This window comes from Xanthobacter sp. SG618 (genome assembly GCF_012932745.1).
GTDB lineage: Bacteria > Pseudomonadota > Alphaproteobacteria > Rhizobiales > Xanthobacteraceae > Xanthobacter > Xanthobacter flavus.
In genome coordinates this window covers 1,039,188-1,056,703 of sequence record NZ_JABBHL010000001.1, presented here as the reverse complement: position 1 = coordinate 1,056,703, position 17,516 = coordinate 1,039,188, and the positions used below count along the sequence as shown (strand labels likewise).

Genomic DNA, 17,516 nt, shown 5'->3' with positions numbered 1-17,516 from the left:
TCAGGGGCGCGCCGTCACGCTGAAAGATTCCCTTTCCGTTATCATCATGTCCACCGGCTCGTCATGGGGTTCGGCGGGAACCTCTTCGAGCTCCTGGCACGCAAAGGCATAGCCCAGAGCCCACACGGGGCGTCGGACACGAAGCAGGGCGAGCGTGCGGTCATAGAAGCCGGCGCCGTAGCCGATGCGGTAGCCGCGCCGATCAAAGGCGGCGAGGGGCACCATCAGCACGTCAGGAACGACTTCCTCGGCATCGGCGGGCGGCTCGGGGATCCGGAAGGCGCCTGCGGGGATCAGCACGTCTTCGGCCCGCCACAGCCGGAACAGCAGCGGCTGGTCGCGGCCGAGGATGACAGGCAAAGCGAGGCGGGCGCGCCGGGCGCGCAGCTCGGCCGCAAGCGGGGCGGTGTCGATCTCATCGCGGAAGGCACAGAAGAGAGAGACAGTCAGGCCGGAGACGTCGCCCAGGGCGGCGGCGGCATGGCGCGCCGCGGCTTCGGACGCTGCGCGGCGGGCCTCCGGCCCCATGGCCGCGCGCCGTCCGAGGGCGAGGAGGCGCAGGCGCTTCTTTTCGGCGGCCAGACGTTCGCCGGCCGCATCTTCAGAGGCCATGTCGTTTGAAGCGTGTCGATGAAGGAAAGACGTGCGGAGCCACAAAAGCCGTCGGAGGTCGATCCCGGGAAACCTACAACGTAGGTGGGCGCCATATGTCCAAGCCCGGAGGCGAGGTCAGGGACAGCTCCCTTAAGGATCGATAAGGCCCCGGGGAAAAGTCTCCTAACGAGCCCCGCAGCCCCGCATTGCCAATGTAGGGACGAAAGGGGCGTGACGCCAGTCCCTTCGGCCCGAAGCTTCAGCCCATCCCCACCGTTCCGCGCTCCTTGGGCGCAAGCTCCGCCACAAGGCGTTCGATGCGTTCGGCCACGGCGTCGATGGTGCGGGCCACCTCTTCCTCGCTGGCCTCGATGCGGGCCATGGCGGAGGCGCGGGCGTCGCGCTGACTCTCGATATCGCTCTCCAGCGCCCGGATGCGGCCGCGGGCCGAGGCGAGCTCGTCCGCGATGGTGATAGCGGCCATGACCACGAGGCGCTGGTCGCCGATCTCGCCGAACGCACCGCGCAATTGCGTGATGCGGTCGTCGATGTCCCGGGCGAGGCGGATGAGGTGTTCTTCCTGCCCCTCGTCGCAGGCCATCCTGTATTGCCGGCCCGCGATGGTGACGGAGACGTGCGGCATCGCCTCAGCCGCCGTGGGTCGCGAGCACGTCGCGAATGGTGCTCATGGCCACGTCGAGGCGGCGAATGATCTCGCGCCCCGCTTCTTCCACCTCGCCGGCCTCCGCCTGGGCCACGTCCAGTTCGGCGGCGAGACGGGCGCGGTCGTTACCGAGGGCGTGGAACTGGGCCAGCAGCGCCTCCTGATGGCGATCGGCGTCGCGCCGGCGATCGATGGCGTCGGTGAGCGCATCGAGCGCGGCGTGGAGGCGCCGGGTCGCCGCCTCAATGGGGGCGTCCTGCAGCGGCGGGCGTTGCTTCAGCGCGTACATGAGCAGACTTTAGCCGAGTCGGACGGTCGGCGGAACGCCGCTCTTTCCAGTCTGTCAACATGAATGCGGCGCCCTGAGGAGGCAACCCGCAACCGGGGCGCGAGAGCGATGTTGCGCTGCACCGTGTCCGAAGCGCGATCTTGCGTCGCCGCGACGATGCAGCGCGCCCAGTGGTGTCATGCCCGCCTTGACGCGGGGAGATGAGGCAGGTTTGACAGCGCGGTGAGCCTTGGTACAAGGCGGCTCAAATGCCGGACCCTGGGTCCGGGCGGGCCGTGCCAGCTTCGCCGACGGACCCAAGCGCCGGGCCCGTGAACCCCTGAGTGCCTCTAGCCGGCCGGCTGCCGAGAGCGCCGGCACCGGAGATACGGGAATATGTCCAGCCGCACGAGCGACAGCATCACGAGTCACGACCGTCTGGCCAACGCCATCCGGTTTCTCGCGATCGATGCCGTCGAGGCCGCCAATAGCGGCCATCCGGGCCTGCCCATGGGGGCGGCGGACATCGCCACCGTGCTGTTCACGAAGGTGCTGAAATACGATCCCTCGCGTCCGTTCTGGCCGGATCGCGACCGCTTCGTGCTCTCCGCCGGCCACGGCTCCATGCTGCTTTACTCGGTGATGCATCTCGCCGGGTACAAGAAGGTGACGATCGACGAGATCAAGCGCTTCCGGCAGCTCGGCTCGCTGACGCCCGGCCATCCCGAGAATTTTGTCACCGAGGGCATCGAGACCACCACCGGCCCGCTCGGGCAGGGCATCGCCACCGCCGTGGGCATGGCCATGGCCGAGCGTCTGCTCGCCGCCCGTTTCGGTTCGGATGTGGTGGACCACTACACCTACGTCCTCGCCTCCGATGGCGACCTGATGGAGGGCATCAGCCAGGAGGCGGCCGACCTCGCCGGCCACCTGAAGCTCTCCAAGCTCATCGTCATGTGGGACGACAACAAGATCTCCATCGACGGCCCCACCTCCATCTCCGGCTCCACCAACCAGCTCGCGCGCTTCGCCGCCTCCGGCTGGGCGACGGCAGCCGTGGACGGGCATGATCCCGAGGCGATCCTCGCCGCGCTCGAGGCCGCCAAGGCCTCCGACCGGCCGACCCTGATCTCCTGCCGCACCACCATCGGCTTCGGCTCGCCCAAGAAGGCGGGCTCCGAGAAGGTTCACGGCTCGCCGCTCGGCGCCGAGGAAATCGTCGCCACCCGCGCCGCCCTCGGCTGGGAAGCGCCGGCCTTCGTGGTGCCCGAGGATGCGCTCAACGGCTGGCGCGCCGCCGGTGCCGCCGGCCGTGCCGCCCGCGAGGCGTGGGAAGCCCGCTTCGCTGCCCGCCCGGCCGAGGAGCGGACCGAATTCGAGCGCCGGGTCGCCGGCACGCTGCCCGCGGCGCTGGAAGGCGCCATCGTCGCCGCCAAGGAAAAGGCGGTGAAGGACGGCGGCGCGGTCGCCACCCGCAAGTCGTCCGAGATGGTGCTGGACTTCATCACCCCGGCGGTGCCCGAGATGGTGGGCGGCTCGGCCGACCTCACCGGCTCGAACAACACCAAGGCCAAGGGCGCGAAGTCCGTGACGCCGGACGACTTCTCCGGCTCCTTCATCCATTACGGCGTGCGCGAGCACGGCATGGCCGCCGCCATGAACGGCATGGCGCTGCACAAGGGGCTCATCCCCTTCTCCGGCGGCTTCATGGTGTTCTCGGACTATTGCCGCCCGGCCATCCGCCTCGCGGCGCTCATGGGCGAGCGGGTGATCCACGTGCTCACCCACGATTCCATCGGCCTCGGCGAGGATGGCCCGACCCACCAGCCGGTGGAACACCTCGCGGCGCTGCGCGCCATTCCCAACCTCCTCGTGATGCGCCCCTGCGACACGGTGGAGACGGCGGAATGCTGGCAGATTGCGCTACAGTCCACCGACAGGCCCTCGGCGCTCATCCTGTCGCGCCAGAACCTGCCGATCCTGCGCACCGACGCCACGGCCGTGAACCGGTCGGCGGAAGGCGCCTACGAAATCCTCGCTGCGTCCGGGCCGGCGCAGGCGAGCCTGTTCGCCACCGGCTCGGAAGTGTCCTTGGCGGTTGAAGCCGCCAAGCTGTTGGAGGCGCAGGGTGTTCCCACCCGCGTCGTCTCCATCCCCTCGTTCGAACTGTTCCTCGAAAGGCCCGCCGCAGAGCGGGCGAAGGTGATCGGGGACGCTCCGGCCAAGGTTGCGGTGGAAGCCGCGATCCGCATGGGGTGGGACGCCATCGTCGGTTCGAACGCCGCCTTCGTGGGAATGACATCGTTCGGCGCCAGCGCGCCCGCAAAGGAGCTTTACGCCCATTTCGGCATTACTGCCCAGCAGGTCGCGGCGCGCGCGCTCGACCAGCTCCGGCAGGCCTGAGGTTCGGCGCACGGCGGGCGCGAGAGGACCGCGCCGCGGGTGAACCGCAGGCGCGCAACGCAATTCAGGGAGGCCGGGCTTCAAGCCGGCTCAGGAGGACCCAATTATGAGCGTCAAGGTGGCCATCAACGGTTTCGGTCGCATCGGTCGCAATGTGCTGCGCGCCATCATCGAATCGGGCCGCACCGACATCGAGGTGGTGGCGATCAACGACCTCGGCCCGGTGGAGACGAACGCCCACCTCTTCCGCTTCGACAGCGTGCACGGCCGCTTCCCCGGCGAGGTCAAGGTCGCCGGAGATACCATCGACGTGGGCCGCGGCCCCATCAAGGTCACCGCAGTGCGCAACCCCGCCGAGCTGCCCCACAAGGAGCTGGGCGTGGACATCGCGCTGGAATGCACCGGCATCTTCACCTCGCGTGACAAGGCTGCGGCGCACCTCGCCGCTGGCGCCAAGCGCGTGCTGGTCTCGGCCCCGGCCGACGGCGCGGACCTCACCGTGGTGTTCGGCGTGAACCACGAGAAGCTCACCAGCGAGCACCTCGTCGTCTCCAACGCCTCCTGCACCACCAACTGCCTCGCCCCCGTGGCCAAGGTCCTCAACGATGCCGTCGGCATCGAGAAGGGCTTCATGACCACCATCCACTCCTACACCGGCGACCAGCCCACGCTGGACACCATGCACAAGGACCTCTACCGCGCCCGCGCGGCGGCCATGTCCATGATCCCCACCTCCACCGGCGCCGCCAAGGCGGTGGGTTTGGTGCTGCCCGAGCTGAACGGCAAGCTGGACGGCACGTCCATCCGCGTGCCCACGCCCAACGTCTCGGTGATCGACCTGAAGTTCGTCGCCAAGCGCGCGACCAGCAAGGAAGAGATCAACGAGGCGATCATCGCCGCGGCGGCGCAGGAGCTGAAGGGCATCCTCGGCTTCACCGACCAGCCCAACGTCTCCATCGACTTCAACCACAATCCCAACTCCTCCACCTTCCACCTCGACCAGACCAAGGTCATGGAAGGCACGCTGGTGCGGGTGCTCTCGTGGTACGACAACGAGTGGGGCTTCTCGAACCGCATGGCCGACACCGCAGTCGCCATGGGCAAGCTGGGCTGATCGGGAAAAAGGGGGCGCCATCATGATCGCCTTCCGCACCCTCGACGACGCCGTGGACCTCGCCGACAAGCGCGTCCTCGTCCGCGTCGACCTCAACGTTCCCATGGAGAGCGGGCGCGTCACCGACGCCACCCGTCTCAAGGCCATCCTGCCCACCATTCGGGACATCACCGGCAAGGGCGGCAAAGTCGTCCTGCTGGCGCACTTCGGGCGGCCCAAGGGCCGCGACGAAAGCCAGTCGCTCGCCCCGGTCGCCAAGGCCCTTGAGGGCGAGCTCGGCCGCAAGGTCGCCTTCGCCTCCGATTGCATCGGCGACGAGGCGAAGAGCGCCGTCTCCCGCCTCGCTTCCGGCGAGGTGATCGTGCTGGAGAACACCCGCTTCCATGCGGGCGAGGAGAAGAACGCGCCGGACTTCATCGAAGCCCTCGCGAGCCTCGGCGACATTTATGTCAATGATGCCTTCTCCACGGCCCACCGCGCGCACGCCTCCACCGAGGGGCTGGCCCGCAAGCTGCCGGCCTATGCCGGCCGCTCCATGGAAAGCGAGATCGAGGCACTGACCAAGGCCCTTGAGGCACCCCAGCGCCCCGTGCTCGCCGTTGTCGGCGGCTCCAAGGTGTCCACCAAGCTCGAACTGCTCGGCAATCTCGTGCGGAAGGTGGACATCCTGGTGATCGGCGGCGGCATGGCCAATACCTTCCTTGCCGCTCTCGGCAAGAAGGTGGGCAAGTCGCTCTGCGAGCACGACCTCGGCGATACCGCGCGGGACATCCTGGAGAAGGCCAAGGCGGCCGGATGCGAGATCGTCCTGCCGGTGGACGCGGTGGTCGCCACCGAGTTCAAGGCCAATGCCGCGCATCGCGTCGCCAGCGTCGATGACGTGAAGGACGACGAGATGATGCTGGATGCCGGTCCGGAGACGGTCGGCATCGTCAAGCAGAAGCTAGACGCGGCGAAGACCGTGGTCTGGAACGGGCCGTTCGGCGCGTTCGAGCTGACTCCGTTCGACGCGGCGACGGTGGCCGTGGCCCGCTATGTCGGCGACCTCACCCACAAGGGGAAGTTGCTCTCGGTTGCGGGCGGTGGCGACACCGTGGCGGCGCTCAACCATGCGGGGACGGCGGAGCGCTTCTCCTACGTCTCCACTGCCGGCGGTGCCTTCCTCGAATGGCTTGAGGGCAAGGCGCTTCCGGGCGTGGAGGCTCTGCGGCGCTGATATTGCGCTGCGGAATAAAATGACGAAGATTGCGCCCGCCCGGTCCTCCGCGGCGGGCGCTTTTCGGGTAGGGCTCCGGTCGGGAACCCGGTGCCGGCTCCAGGACTTGCAGGCGCGCAGACAGATGCGCCGCGGTTCGGGCGCGAAGACAATCAATCTGCCGGAGTGCCACGCTCCGGCGTCCATGCCCGCCGAGGGGCGGCAACAAGGCAGGTGAAGAACATGACGGCGGAGCTCGACGCGATCGCGCAGAAAATGGTGGCCGACGGCAAGGGCATTCTCGCGGCAGACGAGAGCGGCGGTACCATCAAGAAGCGGTTCGATGCCATCGGGGTCGAATCCACCGAGGAGAACCGTCGCGACTACCGCGAGCTGATGTTCCGCTCTCAGGGCATGGACTACATCTCCGGCGTCATCCTCTATGACGAGACCATCCGCCAGAAGGCGAAGGACGGCACCCCGCTCGTCTCCGTCATCGAGAAGTCCGGCGCCATCCCCGGCATCAAGGTCGACGCCGGCGCCAAGCCGCAGCCTTTCTGCCCGGGCGAGACCATCACCGAGGGCCTCGACGGCCTCGCCGGTCGCCTCAAGGAGTATTACGACCTCGGCGCCCGCTTCGCGAAGTGGCGCGCGGTGATCGACATCGACACCACCAAGCACATCCCGTCCTACACCTCGCTCCGCGCCAACGCCCACGCGCTCGCCCGCTATGCGGCGCTGTGCCAGGAAGCGAAGATCGTCCCGATCGTCGAGCCGGAAGTGCTCATGGACGGCGCGCACGACATCGACACCTGCTACCGCGTCACCGAATGGGCGCTGAAGACGGTGTTCGAGGAGCTGTACTACCAGCGCGTCCGCCTGGAAGGCATGGTGCTCAAGCCCAACATGATCGTGCCCGGCAAGAAGAGCCCGGCGCAGGCCTCGGTGGCCGAGGTGGCGGAGAAGACCGTGCGCGTGCTGAAGGCCTGCGTGCCCACCGCCGTGCCCGGCATCGCTTTCCTCTCGGGCGGCCAGTCGGACGAGGACGCCACCGCCCATCTCGACGCCATGGTGAAGCTCGGCGGCCTGCCGTGGAAGCTCACCTATTCCTATGGCCGCGCTTTGCAGGCCGCGCCCCAGAAGGCGTGGTCGGGCAAGCCGGAGAACGTGGCCAAAGCGCAGGCCGCCTTCGCTCACCGCGCGCACATGAACTCCCTCGCCGCTCTCGGCAAGTGGTCGGCCGAGGAAGAGCGCAAGGCCGCCTGAGCATCGGGCACATCACGTTCGGAAAGGGCCGGCTTGCGCCGGCCCTTTTCTTATGGTCTGGCGAAAGCCGACGACATTCCGCGTCCGTGCCCCCAATTCGCCGATTTCTTGGCAGACCGATCAGACCATGGCCAATCCTCCGCCCGCCACCGGCGCCCGCCTCATGCTTGTCTTCACCGTCACGCCTGCGCTTGACCCGCGCACGGTGGAGGCGGCGGTGCGCGCGGGCGATGTGGCCTGCGTGGTCCTGCGCGCTCCTGTCGGCGAAAAGCTCGATGCGGCGCGGCTCGCCGAGATCGCAGCAGCTGCCCAGCGCCATGATGCGGCGGTGCTGCTCGAAGGCTCCGAGGGGCTCGTCGCTGCCGCCGGCCTCGACGGCGTGCACGTGGCGGCCGGACCGGCGCTCGATTCGGTGCTGCGGCTGCTGAAACCCGCCGCCATCGTCGGCGCGGGCGGGCTGGTCACGCGCCATGAGGCCATGGTCGCGGGGGAGAGCGGGGCTGACTATGTCGCTTTCGGCGCGCTGGCGCCTGAGGCCGGAGACTTCTTTCGCGTGCGCGACCTCGTGGAGTGGTGGGCCGAGCTGTTCGAGGTCCCCTGCGTCGGTGTCGCCTCGACCCTCGACGAGGTGACGGCGCTCGCCGGGGCCGGCGCCGATTTCGTGGCCCTCTCCGACGCTCTGCTGGCGTCCGGTGACGGCGCGGCGAAAGTGGTCGCGGCGGCGCAGGCGCGCCTTGCAACGGGCGACGACGCGCAATGATGTCGGCCGTCCGCGCGCCCTTCCGCAAATTGAGATTTGCCGTTTCGGGCCGCGCCGTGCTGCTCGCCGTCGCGGTGGCGGGAGCCCCGTCCTTGGCCTATGCGCAGGCTCAGCCGCCGGCCGGTGGCGCGCCCTCGACCCAGCCGGCGGCGAAACCCGCCGCGAAGCCCAAGACCGATGCGAAGCCGGACGCCAAGGCCGGGAGCAAGCCCGCCACGAAGCCGGATCCAAAAGCTGCCCAGCGCCCGCGCGAACCCGTGCCCATGCCGTTACTGGGCCAGCAGATCTCCTATCCCAGCCTCGATACGCCGGGCGGTTCGGGCGATATCGCCTATGGCGCCTACCAGCGCGGCTATTACATCACTGCCTTCAACGAGGCCCTCAAGCGCGCCCGCGCCGGAAACGATCCGGCGGCGATGACGCTGCTCGGCGAGCTTTATTCCGAAGGTCTCGGGGTTCCGCTTGATCCCAAGAAGGCCATCGAGTGGTACCGCAAGGCGGCGGATGCCGGCTCGCCCGGAGCGCTGTTCGCGCTCGGCAACATGACGCTCGCCGGCCGTGGCGTTCCCATGGACGAGCCGGCTGCGGCGCAACTTTTCAAGCAGGCGGCCGAGAAGGGGAGTGCGGGCGCAGCCTACAATCTCGGCCTGCTCTATCTCCAGGGCAGGAAGATCCCCAAGGAGCCCTCTGAGGCCGCACGCTGGTTCGAGCTCGCCGCCGCCAAGGACGTGGAAGACGCCCAGTACGCCCTGGGCGTGCTGCTGAAGGAAGGCAACGGCGTCGAAAAGGACATTGCCGCCTCCGCCCGCATGATGGGGGCCGCTGCCCGACTCGGCCACATCACGGCGGAGGTGGAATTCGCCATCATGCAGTTCAACGGCACCGGCGTGGCCAAGGACGAGACCGCCGCTGCCGCCCTGTTCCGCAAGGCGGCTTTGGCCGGCAACGCCATCGCCCAGAACCGCTATGCACGGCTGCTCGCGGTCGGACGTGGCGTGACGCAGGACAAGGTGCAGGCCGCGGCCTGGCACCTGGTCGCCAAGAACCGTGGCCTCGGTGATCCGATGCTGGACGAGGTGGTGGCCAAGCTGCCGGAGCCGGACCGCAAGAAGGCCCAGACCCAGGCAGCACGCTGGGAATCCGGCCGCTCCTGACGGCTGCGATGAGCGGCAGCTACCGAGCGAGGGCGGGTTGTGGCCCTTTTGCAACGCCCGCCGCCGCCGTTGCGCTGCCTTCACCCCTGCACCTCCGCGCCATGATGACGCCACGTCCCCGCATCAGTGAAGGACGCGTCGGACGAGGGGCGTCGTCGCCTCTCCCGGCCTTTCGGGCAAACACCTCATTCACCTGCCGTGCGGGTTTCTGCACGCGGGAGAGGGAGGCGCTTACCGGCCCGAAGGGCGATGATAACGGCCCGGAAACCATGGCGAGCGGCAGTGGCCCGCATCTTCCGGTTTTCGGCCCTCGGAGCGGTCAAGAGGCCGCGTACGGAACGTTCGCTTAACCGGACGGCTTTAGACCCGAAGCCTCCGGTGCAGCGTTGAGAAGGGAGTTACCGGATGCGTTTCCTCAGCCTTGCTCGCGGCTTCCGGTTCGCGGCTCTGTTTGGCTTCGCGCTGGCGCTTGCCGCGTGCGCCAACAATCCCAACCAGAATGCCGGCGTCGGCGGCGCGGGTGGCCCTCCCGGTTCCCCTCAGGAGTTCGTGGTCGCCGTCGGCGATCGCGTGTTCTTCGAGAGCGACCAGACCGATCTCACCCCGCAGGCCCGCGCCACCCTGGACCGTCAGGCCCAGTGGCTCCAGCAGTACAACCGCTACACCTTCACCATCGAAGGTCATGCGGACGAACGCGGAACCCGCGAATACAACATCGCGCTGGGGGCCAAGCGCGCCCAGAGCGTGCGTGACTATCTCGCCTCCCGCGGCATCGACCCGGCCCGGATGCGCACCATCTCCTACGGCAAGGAACGCCCGGTGGCGGTGTGCAACGACATCTCGTGCTGGTCTCAGAACCGCCGCGCGGTGACGGTGTTGAACGGCGGCGGCGCCTGATCCTCTGTCCGAAGTCTCGCGAAGGCCGGCACCCACGGGTGCCGGCCTTTGTGCGTCCAGCTCCCGCTGAACCCCGATCGGTCCACGGCAAGTCGTTGCCGGGTCACACTTTGGACGCGATCAGCGGGGTAAAGTCACATAGGTCGAACCGGCAGTCTTTCGGCCGTGCTCCCCGCCACCAGCCCCAAGCAAAAGTCACATGAAGATGCGCCTGCGCCCGGTCGGTGTTCTTGTTCGCACCTATGCCGTCCTCTTCGGCCTTGCCTGCGCCGCGGCCCTCGGCGCGGTAGCGCCGGCGGCTGCGCAGAACGACGGGAATCTCTTCGGCAATCTGTTCAAGCCGCCCCAGCCCGCTCAGGAAGCTTCGCGCGAGGATCCAGAGCTGATGGAGCGGATGGAGCGTCTGGAATCGACCCTGCGCCAGCTCACCGGACAGGTCGAGCAACTGCAGTATCGCAACCAGCAGCTCGAGGCGCAGGTGCGCCGGCTGGAGGAGGCCGGCGGCGGCCGTCCGTCCGCTGCGCCGTCTGCGGCCGCGCCCGTGGCCGCGCCGGTCCAGGCACCGGCGGTGCTTCCGTCCGGCCGTCCGGCCGCAGCGCCAGCCGCCCCGGTACGCCGCTCCGACGCCTTCGATCCGAACATGGACCCGGCGGCACCGGGCGCGCCCCAGCCGCTCGGCTCACCCGCGAGCGCCACGCCCGCGCCGCGCGCGGTGGATGTCGCTCCCGTCCGCCCGACCGGCGGACAGCAGGTGGCCGCGCTGCCTTCGGCCGGCGCCACGGTGCGCGAGCTCTATGATGCCGGCCAGTCCCAGCTTCAGCGACAGGACTATGCCGGCGCCGAGCAGACCTTCCGCCAGATCATCCAGTCTTCGCCCAACGACCGCCTGATCGCCGACGCGACCTTCATGCTCGGCGAGAGCCTGTTCCTGCGGCAGAACTATTCCGACGCTGCGGCCTCCTTCCTCGAGGTCTCTACCAAGTATCAGAACTCCGCGCGCGCCCCCGAAGCGCTGCTGCGGCTGGGCCAGTCGCTCGCCGGCCTCGGCGAGAAGGAGACGGCCTGCGCCACCTTCCAGGAGGTGGACCGCAAATATCCTCGCACCGCCTCCTCCGTCCGGCAGGCTGTGGAGCGCGAGCAGAAGCGCGTCGGTTGCTGAGGCCGATGGCGGCGGATCCCGCAGGCCTATCTCCCGAAACCCGCTCGGCGGTCGCCGACAGCGAACTCGACGCCCTCTTTTCCAGCTTCGCCGGCCGTCCGTCCGTTCTCCTCGCTGTTTCCGGCGGGCCTGATTCCACAGCTCTGCTCCACCTCGCCGTCCGCTGGCGCGCTCGGTATCCAGGTGGCCCGCGGCTGTTTGCGGCGACGGTTGATCATGGATTGAGGCCCGCGGCAGCCGAGGAGGCGGCCGATGTGGCGCGTTTGGCCGCTCAATTGAAGGTGCCGCACCAGACGCTTCGCTGGCAGGGCGAGAAGCCTGATAGCGGCCTGCAGGAGGCGGCCCGAGAAGCGCGCTATGCGCTGCTCGCCGCCGAGGCCCGCCGGGTTGGCGCGCCGGTGCTCGCTCTGGCCCATACCCGCGACGATCAGGCGGAGACCGTGTTGTTCCGCATGGCGCGGGGCTCCGGCCTCGCCGGGCTTGCAGGAATGAGCTCCGAGACGGCGCGGAGCGGCCTTACCCTTCTGCGCCCCTTCCTCGATCTGCCGAAGGCGCGGCTCGTGGCAACGCTCGATGCGGCCCGCATCGCCTATGCGAGCGACCCATCCAATGTGGACGCCCGCTTCGCCCGCCCCCGCCTGCGCGCCCTTGCCCCCGCCTTGGAACGGGAGGGCCTCGACGCGCGCGGCCTCGCTCGCCTCGCCCGCCGGCTCGCCCGTGCCGACTCGGCCCTGGAGGCGGTGACGGACCGGGTGGAGGCGGAGCTCGTTACCGTCGAGAAATCGCACGCCGCCATCGCAGCCGCGCCGTTCGCGGCACTGCCGGAGGAAATCGCCCTCCGTCTGCTGGGCCGCTGCGTCGCGGCGCAGGGAAGGGAAGGACCGGTCGAACTGGCCAAGCTCGAGGTTCTGCTGGCCGCGCTTCTGGCCGCGCTGGCGTTGCCGGCTGCTCCATTTCGCCGCACCCTGGCGGGTGCCAGCGTGACCGTCCGGAGGGGGCGGGTGCTCGTATCCACAGCACCACCCCGACGGCCGATCGGGAGCATCGCGACGAATTCAAGTGCGCAGAAGGCGCCTGTCCTTGGCAAGACGGGGCCTCGCACCTAAATTAGGCGCAGGACGGTGCGGGAGGTTCCACCGACGGCGGTGCGGTGCGGAGGTTTTCCTTCCGTATGGTGAGGCGTCGAAGCGGGACCGCCCTTCTGTCCCCACGAGGGTTCAATGAACGCCAATCTACGCAATTTCGCCCTTTGGGTGATCATCGTCCTGCTGCTGCTGGCGCTGTTCTCGCTGTTCAACAGCCCGGGTCAGCGCACGAACGCGAACGAAATCTCCTTCTCGCAGCTCCTCAACGACGTGGACGCCGGCAAGGTGCGCGAGGTCGTGATCGAGGGGCCGAACATCACCGGCACCTATTCCGACCGTTCGGGCTCCTTCCAGACCTACGCGCCGAACGATCCCTCGCTCGTGCAGCGCCTGTACGGCAAGGGCGTGCAGATCACCGCGCGCGCGCCGTCGGACAACGTGCCGTGGTTCGTGAGCCTGCTGCTCTCCTGGCTGCCCTTCCTGGCGCTGATCGGCGTGTGGATCTTCCTGTCGCGCCAGATGCAAGGCGCCGGCGGTAAGGCCATGGGCTTCGGCAAGAGCCGCGCCAAGCTCCTCACAGAGGCGCACGGTCGCGTCACCTTCGACGACGTGGCCGGCATCGACGAGGCGAAGAGCGACCTCACCGAGATCGTGGAATTCCTGCGCGACCCGCAGAAGTTCCAGCGCCTCGGCGGCCGCATCCCGCGCGGTGTGCTGCTCGTCGGCCCGCCCGGCACCGGTAAGACGCTGCTCGCCCGCGCCATCGCGGGTGAGGCGAACGTGCCGTTCTTCACCATCTCGGGCTCGGACTTCGTGGAAATGTTCGTGGGCGTCGGCGCGAGCCGCGTGCGCGACATGTTCGAGCAGGCGAAGAAGAATGCGCCGTGCATCATCTTCATCGACGAGATCGACGCGGTGGGTCGCCACCGTGGCGCCGGTCTCGGCGGCGGCAATGACGAGCGCGAGCAGACCCTCAACCAGCTGCTGGTGGAGATGGACGGCTTCGAGGCGAACGAGGGCATTATCCTCATCGCCGCGACCAACCGTCCGGACGTGCTCGATCCCGCGCTGCTGCGTCCCGGCCGTTTCGACCGTCAGGTCATCGTCCCGAACCCGGACGTGGTCGGCCGCGAGCAGATCCTGAAGGTGCATGCCCGCAAGATCCCCGTCGCTCCCGACGTGAATCTCAAGACCATCGCCCGCGGCACCCCCGGCTTCTCCGGCGCGGACCTCGCGAACCTCTGCAACGAGGCGGCGCTGATGGCGGCCCGGCGCAACAAGCGCATGGTCACCATGGCCGAGTTCGAGGACGCCAAGGACAAGGTGATGATGGGCGCCGAGCGTCGCTCCCTCGTGATGACCGAGGAAGAGAAGATGCTCACCGCCTACCATGAGGGCGGCCATGCCATCGTCGCCCTCAATGTTCCGGCGACTGACCCCGTGCACAAGGCCACCATCATCCCGCGCGGCCGGGCGCTCGGCATGGTCATGCAGCTTCCGGAGCGCGACAAGCTCTCCATGAGCTACGAGCAGATGACCTCGCGCCTCGCCATCATGATGGGCGGCCGCGTGGCTGAGGAACTCGTGTTCGGCCACGACAAGGTGACCTCCGGTGCGGCCTCCGACATCGAGCAGGCGACCCGCCTCGCCAAGATGATGGTGACGCGCTGGGGCTTCTCCGACCTGCTCGGTCAGGTGGCGTACGGCGAGAACAACGAGGACGTGTTCCTCGGCATGTCCATGCAGCGCCACCAGAACGTTTCCGAAGCCACGGCCCAGACCATCGACAAGGAGGTCCGGCGGCTCGTGGACGAGGGCTATACCGAGGCGAAGCGTATTCTCACCGAGAAGTACGACGACCTCGAAGCTCTGGCCCGCGGCCTGCTCGAATACGAGACGCTCTCGGGAGACGAGATCGTGGACCTCCTCGACGGCAAGACGCCGAACCGGGAGAGCGTGCTCGAGCCCTCCAACCCGCGTGGCTCGGCCATCCCGACCACCAAGCGCCCCCGCCCTGGCGGTGCCGGCGGCTCCATCGAGCCTCAGCCCCAGGCCTGACCAATGATCGACCGGAAAACGCCCGCGCAAGCGGGCGTTTTTCGTTTGCGGCGGGCGTCCTCGTCCGCGGTGCGCGCCCTGCGCTGGGCTCGGAGGGCAAGTTCTGCGCGGTGCCCATCGACACAACCGGCCGCGCGAGTCATAGGCAGGGCTCATGTCCCTCCTCGCCCGCACCTCCATCGTCTCGGCGGCAACCCTCGTGTCCCGCGTGCTAGGCTTTGCACGGGATGCGGCCACGGCCGCCGTGCTCGGCGTCGGGCCGGTAGCGGATGCGTTGGCGGCGGCCATGGCGCTGCCATTGCTGGCGCGCCGGCTGCTGGCTGAAGGCGCCTTCAATCTCGCCTTCATTCCGGCGCTCGCCCGGACGAGCGGGGTCGCTGGAACGGGCGATGAAGCGGCTGGCCGGCTGGCGGGAGCGACCCTGCTTCTCCTGTGTGGCCTTCTTCTCGTGTTCGCGGCCGTCGTCGCGCTCTTCATGCCGCAGGTGATCGGCCTGATGGCGCCGGGCTTCGAGGCGGGCGGCCAGCGGGCGGACGTCGCCATCCTCTGCGGTCGTGTGGTGGTGCTCTACATCCCGCTCGCGGGTCTTGCCGCCATCTTCGGCGGCATCGCCAATGCCGCGCATCGCGTGCTGCTGCCGGCGCTGGCTCCCGCTGCGGCCAATGTCACGGTGCTCGCGGTCATCGGCGTGCTGCTCGCCAAGGGGCTGATGGAGAGCGATACCGCCGCCTTCGCCATCGCGGCGGCGCAGGTGGGGGCGGGCTGCGCCCAATTCGGTATCATGAGATTGGCCGCCAAGGGCTGTCCTGCCCAGCCGCTGTTCCGCGTTCTGAGGGTTCGGGATCTCCGGGCGGCGCTCGGCGTGTTGCGGGCGGCGTCGCCCGCCTTGCTGTTTGCCGGGCTGAGCCAGCTTCGCTTCATCATCGTGGTCGCCGCCGTCTCCGCCACCCCGGGCGCCGCCGCCGCCCTGAACTACGCGCAGCGGTTGATGGATCTCCCTTTGGGCCTCGTCGGTGCCAGCGCGGGGGCCGTCCTCGTGCCGGCGCTGCTCCGGCGGGGGAGAGCCGAGGCCGCGGACGATGCCGGCCGGGCGGTGCTGGCGGCGCTTGCCTTCGCCTTGCCGGCGGCGGTCGGGCTGGCTGTTCTTGCCGAGCCCATCGTCGTCACGCTGTTCCAGCGGGGCAGCTTCGACAGCGAAGACGCCCGGTTCACCGCCGCGCTGCTGGCCGTGCTCTCGCTGTCGCTGCCGGCGCAGGGCCTGGAGCGCATCCTCTCCGCTGCCGCTTCCACGTCCGGCCAGATCAAGGCGGCGGAGCGAATCGCGCTCGGCTCGCTGCTGCTGTGCATGGTTGCCGCTGCGGGGCTCGGAACGGTGGGCGGCCCCTTGATCGCGGCGGGGGCGGTGGCGCTGTCCGCCGTGGCGTCCATCCTGGCCCTGGGGGGCGTCCTCATCGCCCGTGGCGCGCTGCGCTTCTCGGCGCCGGTGCTGCTCTCGGCTGCCGGTCTCGCGGCCGCGAGCCTCACCATGGGGGCGGGGGTCGGCGCGCTCTCCGCGATGTGGCCCGTGCCCGAGGGGACGCTGGTGGGCACCCTGCGGCTGGCCGGGCTCGTCGCGAGCGGCGGCGTCATCTACGGCGCCGGTGCGCTCGTGGTGAAGGCGGGAGTCTCCAAGGCCTGGACGGGCCGCGTCTGAGCCAGGCAGCAGCGTTGCGGGCCGTGCCCTTGCGCCGTGCCGCCCCAGGTGGCATGACGCGCCGCATTCACTTTTGCGGGCCGTTGCCCGTGTTCAGGTCGAGCGGCGCGCCGCTCTTTGGGGAGTTCGCCATGGCGGCGGTCGCAGAACGCGTATTTTCCGGCGTGCAGCCCACGGGCAACCTGCATCTCGGCAATTATCTCGGCGCCATCAAGCGCTTCGTGGAGCTGCAGAAGAGCCACGAGTGCATCTATTGCGTGGTCGACCTCCACGCCATCACCGTTTGGCAGGACCCGGAAGAGCTGAAGCGCCACACCCGCGAGGTGACGGCCGCCTTCATCGCGTGTGGCATCGATCCCAAGGCCCACATCGTGTTCAACCAGAGCCAGGTGTCCGGCCACGCCGAACTCGCCTGGGTGTTCAACTGCGTCGCCCGCATGGGCTGGCTGAACCGCATGACGCAGTTCAAGGAGAAGGCCGGCAAGGACCGCGAGAACGCCTCCGTGGGCCTCTTCGCCTACCCGACCCTGATGGCCGCCGACATCCTGCTCTATCGCGCCACCCACGTGCCGGTCGGCGACGACCAGAAGCAGCACCTGGAGCTGACGCGCGACATTGCGCAGAAGTTCAATACGGACTTCGCCCCCTCCATCGCCGCCAACGGGCACGGCGAGGGCTACTTCCCCATCACCGAGCCGCTAATCGCCGGGCCGGCGACGCGGGTGATGAGCCTACGTGACGGCTCGAAGAAGATGTCGAAGTCGGAGGCCTCCGACTTTTCGCGCATCAACCTCACCGACGATGCCGACACCATCGCGGGTAAGGTGCGCAAGGCGAAGACCGATCCCGAGCCGCTGCCGTCCGAGGAAGAGGGCCTCAAGGGTCGTCCGGAGGCGGACAATCTCGTCGGCATCTTCGCGGCCCTGTCCGATACCGCCAAGGCGCAGGTGCTGGCGGACTATGGCAATGCCCAGTTCTCGGCCTTCAAGGCGGCGCTTGTGGACCTTGCCGTTGCAAAGCTCGGCCCCATCGGCACCGAGATGCAGCGCCTCATGGCCGATCAGGCTGCCATTGATGCCATTCTCATCGACGGTGCCGACCGCGCGCGGGTGATCGCCGACCAGACCATCCGCGACGTGAAGGACATTGTGGGCATGGTGCGCTGAGGAGCCAGCCCGGCGCGGCCTTGCCCGCGCCGGATGCCGC

15 protein-coding genes and 1 other RNA gene are annotated in these 17,516 nt (G+C 68.8%); 12 read left to right on the top strand and 4 right to left on the bottom strand.

All coding sequences use genetic code 11. From position 1 onward, the window contains the following. From FHT36_RS05010 to FHT36_RS04995, 4 genes are all read right to left on the bottom strand, one after another. Positions 1 to 612, bottom strand: a complete 612-nt coding sequence (locus FHT36_RS05010) for a 5-formyltetrahydrofolate cyclo-ligase (RefSeq protein WP_169121357.1) — start codon at positions 610 to 612, stop codon at positions 1 to 3. Positions 613 to 644: 32 nt separating this feature from the next. Beyond that, positions 645 to 799: non-coding RNA, 6S RNA (gene ssrS, locus FHT36_RS05005), on the bottom strand. A gap of 54 nt (positions 800 to 853) precedes the next feature. Beyond that, on the bottom strand, positions 854 to 1,237 hold the full coding sequence (locus FHT36_RS05000; protein ID WP_024279734.1) for a cell division protein ZapA: 384 nt from the start codon (positions 1,235 to 1,237) through the stop codon (positions 854 to 856). 4 nt (positions 1,238 to 1,241) lie between these two features. After that, on the bottom strand, positions 1,242 to 1,547 hold the full coding sequence (locus tag FHT36_RS04995; protein WP_169121356.1) for a DUF4164 domain-containing protein: 306 nt from the start codon (positions 1,545 to 1,547) through the stop codon (positions 1,242 to 1,244). Between the two features lie 375 nt (positions 1,548 to 1,922). Here FHT36_RS04995 and tkt point away from each other — a divergent pair, with 375 nt between their 5' ends. The 12 genes from tkt to trpS all read left to right on the top strand — a co-directional run bounded on the left by tkt (position 1,923) and on the right by trpS (position 17,476). Beyond that, positions 1,923 to 3,929, top strand: coding sequence for a transketolase (gene tkt, locus FHT36_RS04990; RefSeq protein WP_169121355.1), 2,007 nt, complete (start codon positions 1,923 to 1,925; stop codon positions 3,927 to 3,929). Positions 3,930 to 4,035: 106 nt separating this feature from the next. Next, positions 4,036 to 5,043, top strand: a complete 1,008-nt coding sequence (gene gap / locus FHT36_RS04985; RefSeq protein ID WP_169121354.1) for a type I glyceraldehyde-3-phosphate dehydrogenase — start codon at positions 4,036 to 4,038, stop codon at positions 5,041 to 5,043. Positions 5,044 to 5,065: 22 nt separating this feature from the next. Continuing rightward, complete coding sequence (locus FHT36_RS04980; protein ID WP_169121353.1) at positions 5,066 to 6,259, top strand: phosphoglycerate kinase; 1,194 nt, start codon at positions 5,066 to 5,068, stop codon at positions 6,257 to 6,259. A 222-nt stretch (positions 6,260 to 6,481) separates the two neighbouring features. Further along, on the top strand, positions 6,482 to 7,504 hold the full coding sequence (locus FHT36_RS04975; protein ID WP_169121352.1) for a class I fructose-bisphosphate aldolase: 1,023 nt from the start codon (positions 6,482 to 6,484) through the stop codon (positions 7,502 to 7,504). A gap of 127 nt (positions 7,505 to 7,631) precedes the next feature. Continuing rightward, positions 7,632 to 8,264: a thiamine phosphate synthase gene (locus FHT36_RS04970; RefSeq protein WP_169121351.1), complete on the top strand. Its 633-nt coding sequence runs from the start codon at positions 7,632 to 7,634 to the stop codon at positions 8,262 to 8,264. Continuing rightward, positions 8,261 to 9,418, top strand: coding sequence for a tetratricopeptide repeat protein (locus FHT36_RS24655; RefSeq protein WP_169121350.1), 1,158 nt, complete (start codon positions 8,261 to 8,263; stop codon positions 9,416 to 9,418). Before FHT36_RS04970 ends, FHT36_RS24655 begins: the two co-directional genes overlap by 4 nt. A 405-nt stretch (positions 9,419 to 9,823) precedes the next feature. Then, the gene (pal, locus tag FHT36_RS04960; RefSeq protein ID WP_024279727.1) at positions 9,824 to 10,315 is read left to right on the top strand and encodes a peptidoglycan-associated lipoprotein Pal; all 492 of its coding nucleotides are present in this window, start codon (positions 9,824 to 9,826) and stop codon (positions 10,313 to 10,315) included. Positions 10,316 to 10,514: 199 nt separating this feature from the next. After that, positions 10,515 to 11,474, top strand: a complete 960-nt coding sequence (gene ybgF, locus FHT36_RS04955; protein WP_246702004.1) for a tol-pal system protein YbgF — start codon at positions 10,515 to 10,517, stop codon at positions 11,472 to 11,474. Positions 11,475 to 11,479: 5 nt separating this feature from the next. Then, positions 11,480 to 12,580: a tRNA lysidine(34) synthetase TilS gene (gene tilS, locus FHT36_RS04950; protein WP_169121349.1), complete on the top strand. Its 1,101-nt coding sequence runs from the start codon at positions 11,480 to 11,482 to the stop codon at positions 12,578 to 12,580. A gap of 114 nt (positions 12,581 to 12,694) precedes the next feature. Next, entirely contained in the window at positions 12,695 to 14,617 is a 1,923-nt protein-coding gene (gene ftsH, locus FHT36_RS04945; RefSeq protein ID WP_169121348.1) for an ATP-dependent zinc metalloprotease FtsH, read from the top strand. Positions 14,618 to 14,771: 154 nt separating this feature from the next. Continuing rightward, positions 14,772 to 16,310 (top strand): murein biosynthesis integral membrane protein MurJ, encoded by a 1,539-nt coding sequence (gene murJ / locus FHT36_RS04940; protein WP_169121347.1) that lies wholly within the window; start codon positions 14,772 to 14,774, stop codon positions 16,308 to 16,310. A gap of 131 nt (positions 16,311 to 16,441) precedes the next feature. After that, positions 16,442 to 17,476, top strand: coding sequence for a tryptophan--tRNA ligase (gene trpS, locus FHT36_RS04935; RefSeq protein ID WP_169121346.1), 1,035 nt, complete (start codon positions 16,442 to 16,444; stop codon positions 17,474 to 17,476). The last annotated feature ends 40 nt before the right edge of the window (positions 17,477 to 17,516 follow it).

Coding starts and splice junctions, on each gene's coding strand:
- FHT36_RS04970 (WP_169121351.1), top strand. CDS start 7,632: ATGGCCAATCCTCCGCCCGCCACCGGCGCCCGCCTCATGCTTGTCTTC.
- FHT36_RS04995 (WP_169121356.1), bottom strand. CDS start 1,547: ATGTACGCGCTGAAGCAACGCCCGCCGCTGCAGGACGCCCCCATTGAG.
- tkt (WP_169121355.1), top strand. CDS start 1,923: ATGTCCAGCCGCACGAGCGACAGCATCACGAGTCACGACCGTCTGGCC.
- ybgF (WP_246702004.1), top strand. CDS start 10,515: ATGAAGATGCGCCTGCGCCCGGTCGGTGTTCTTGTTCGCACCTATGCC.
- murJ (WP_169121347.1), top strand. CDS start 14,772: ATGTCCCTCCTCGCCCGCACCTCCATCGTCTCGGCGGCAACCCTCGTG.
- tilS (WP_169121349.1), top strand. CDS start 11,480: ATGGCGGCGGATCCCGCAGGCCTATCTCCCGAAACCCGCTCGGCGGTC.
- ftsH (WP_169121348.1), top strand. CDS start 12,695: ATGAACGCCAATCTACGCAATTTCGCCCTTTGGGTGATCATCGTCCTG.
- FHT36_RS05010 (WP_169121357.1), bottom strand. CDS start 612: ATGGCCTCTGAAGATGCGGCCGGCGAACGTCTGGCCGCCGAAAAGAAG.
- FHT36_RS04975 (WP_169121352.1), top strand. CDS start 6,482: ATGACGGCGGAGCTCGACGCGATCGCGCAGAAAATGGTGGCCGACGGC.
- FHT36_RS24655 (WP_169121350.1), top strand. CDS start 8,261: ATGATGTCGGCCGTCCGCGCGCCCTTCCGCAAATTGAGATTTGCCGTT.
- trpS (WP_169121346.1), top strand. CDS start 16,442: ATGGCGGCGGTCGCAGAACGCGTATTTTCCGGCGTGCAGCCCACGGGC.
- gap (WP_169121354.1), top strand. CDS start 4,036: ATGAGCGTCAAGGTGGCCATCAACGGTTTCGGTCGCATCGGTCGCAAT.
- FHT36_RS04980 (WP_169121353.1), top strand. CDS start 5,066: ATGATCGCCTTCCGCACCCTCGACGACGCCGTGGACCTCGCCGACAAG.
- pal (WP_024279727.1), top strand. CDS start 9,824: ATGCGTTTCCTCAGCCTTGCTCGCGGCTTCCGGTTCGCGGCTCTGTTT.
- FHT36_RS05000 (WP_024279734.1), bottom strand. CDS start 1,237: ATGCCGCACGTCTCCGTCACCATCGCGGGCCGGCAATACAGGATGGCC.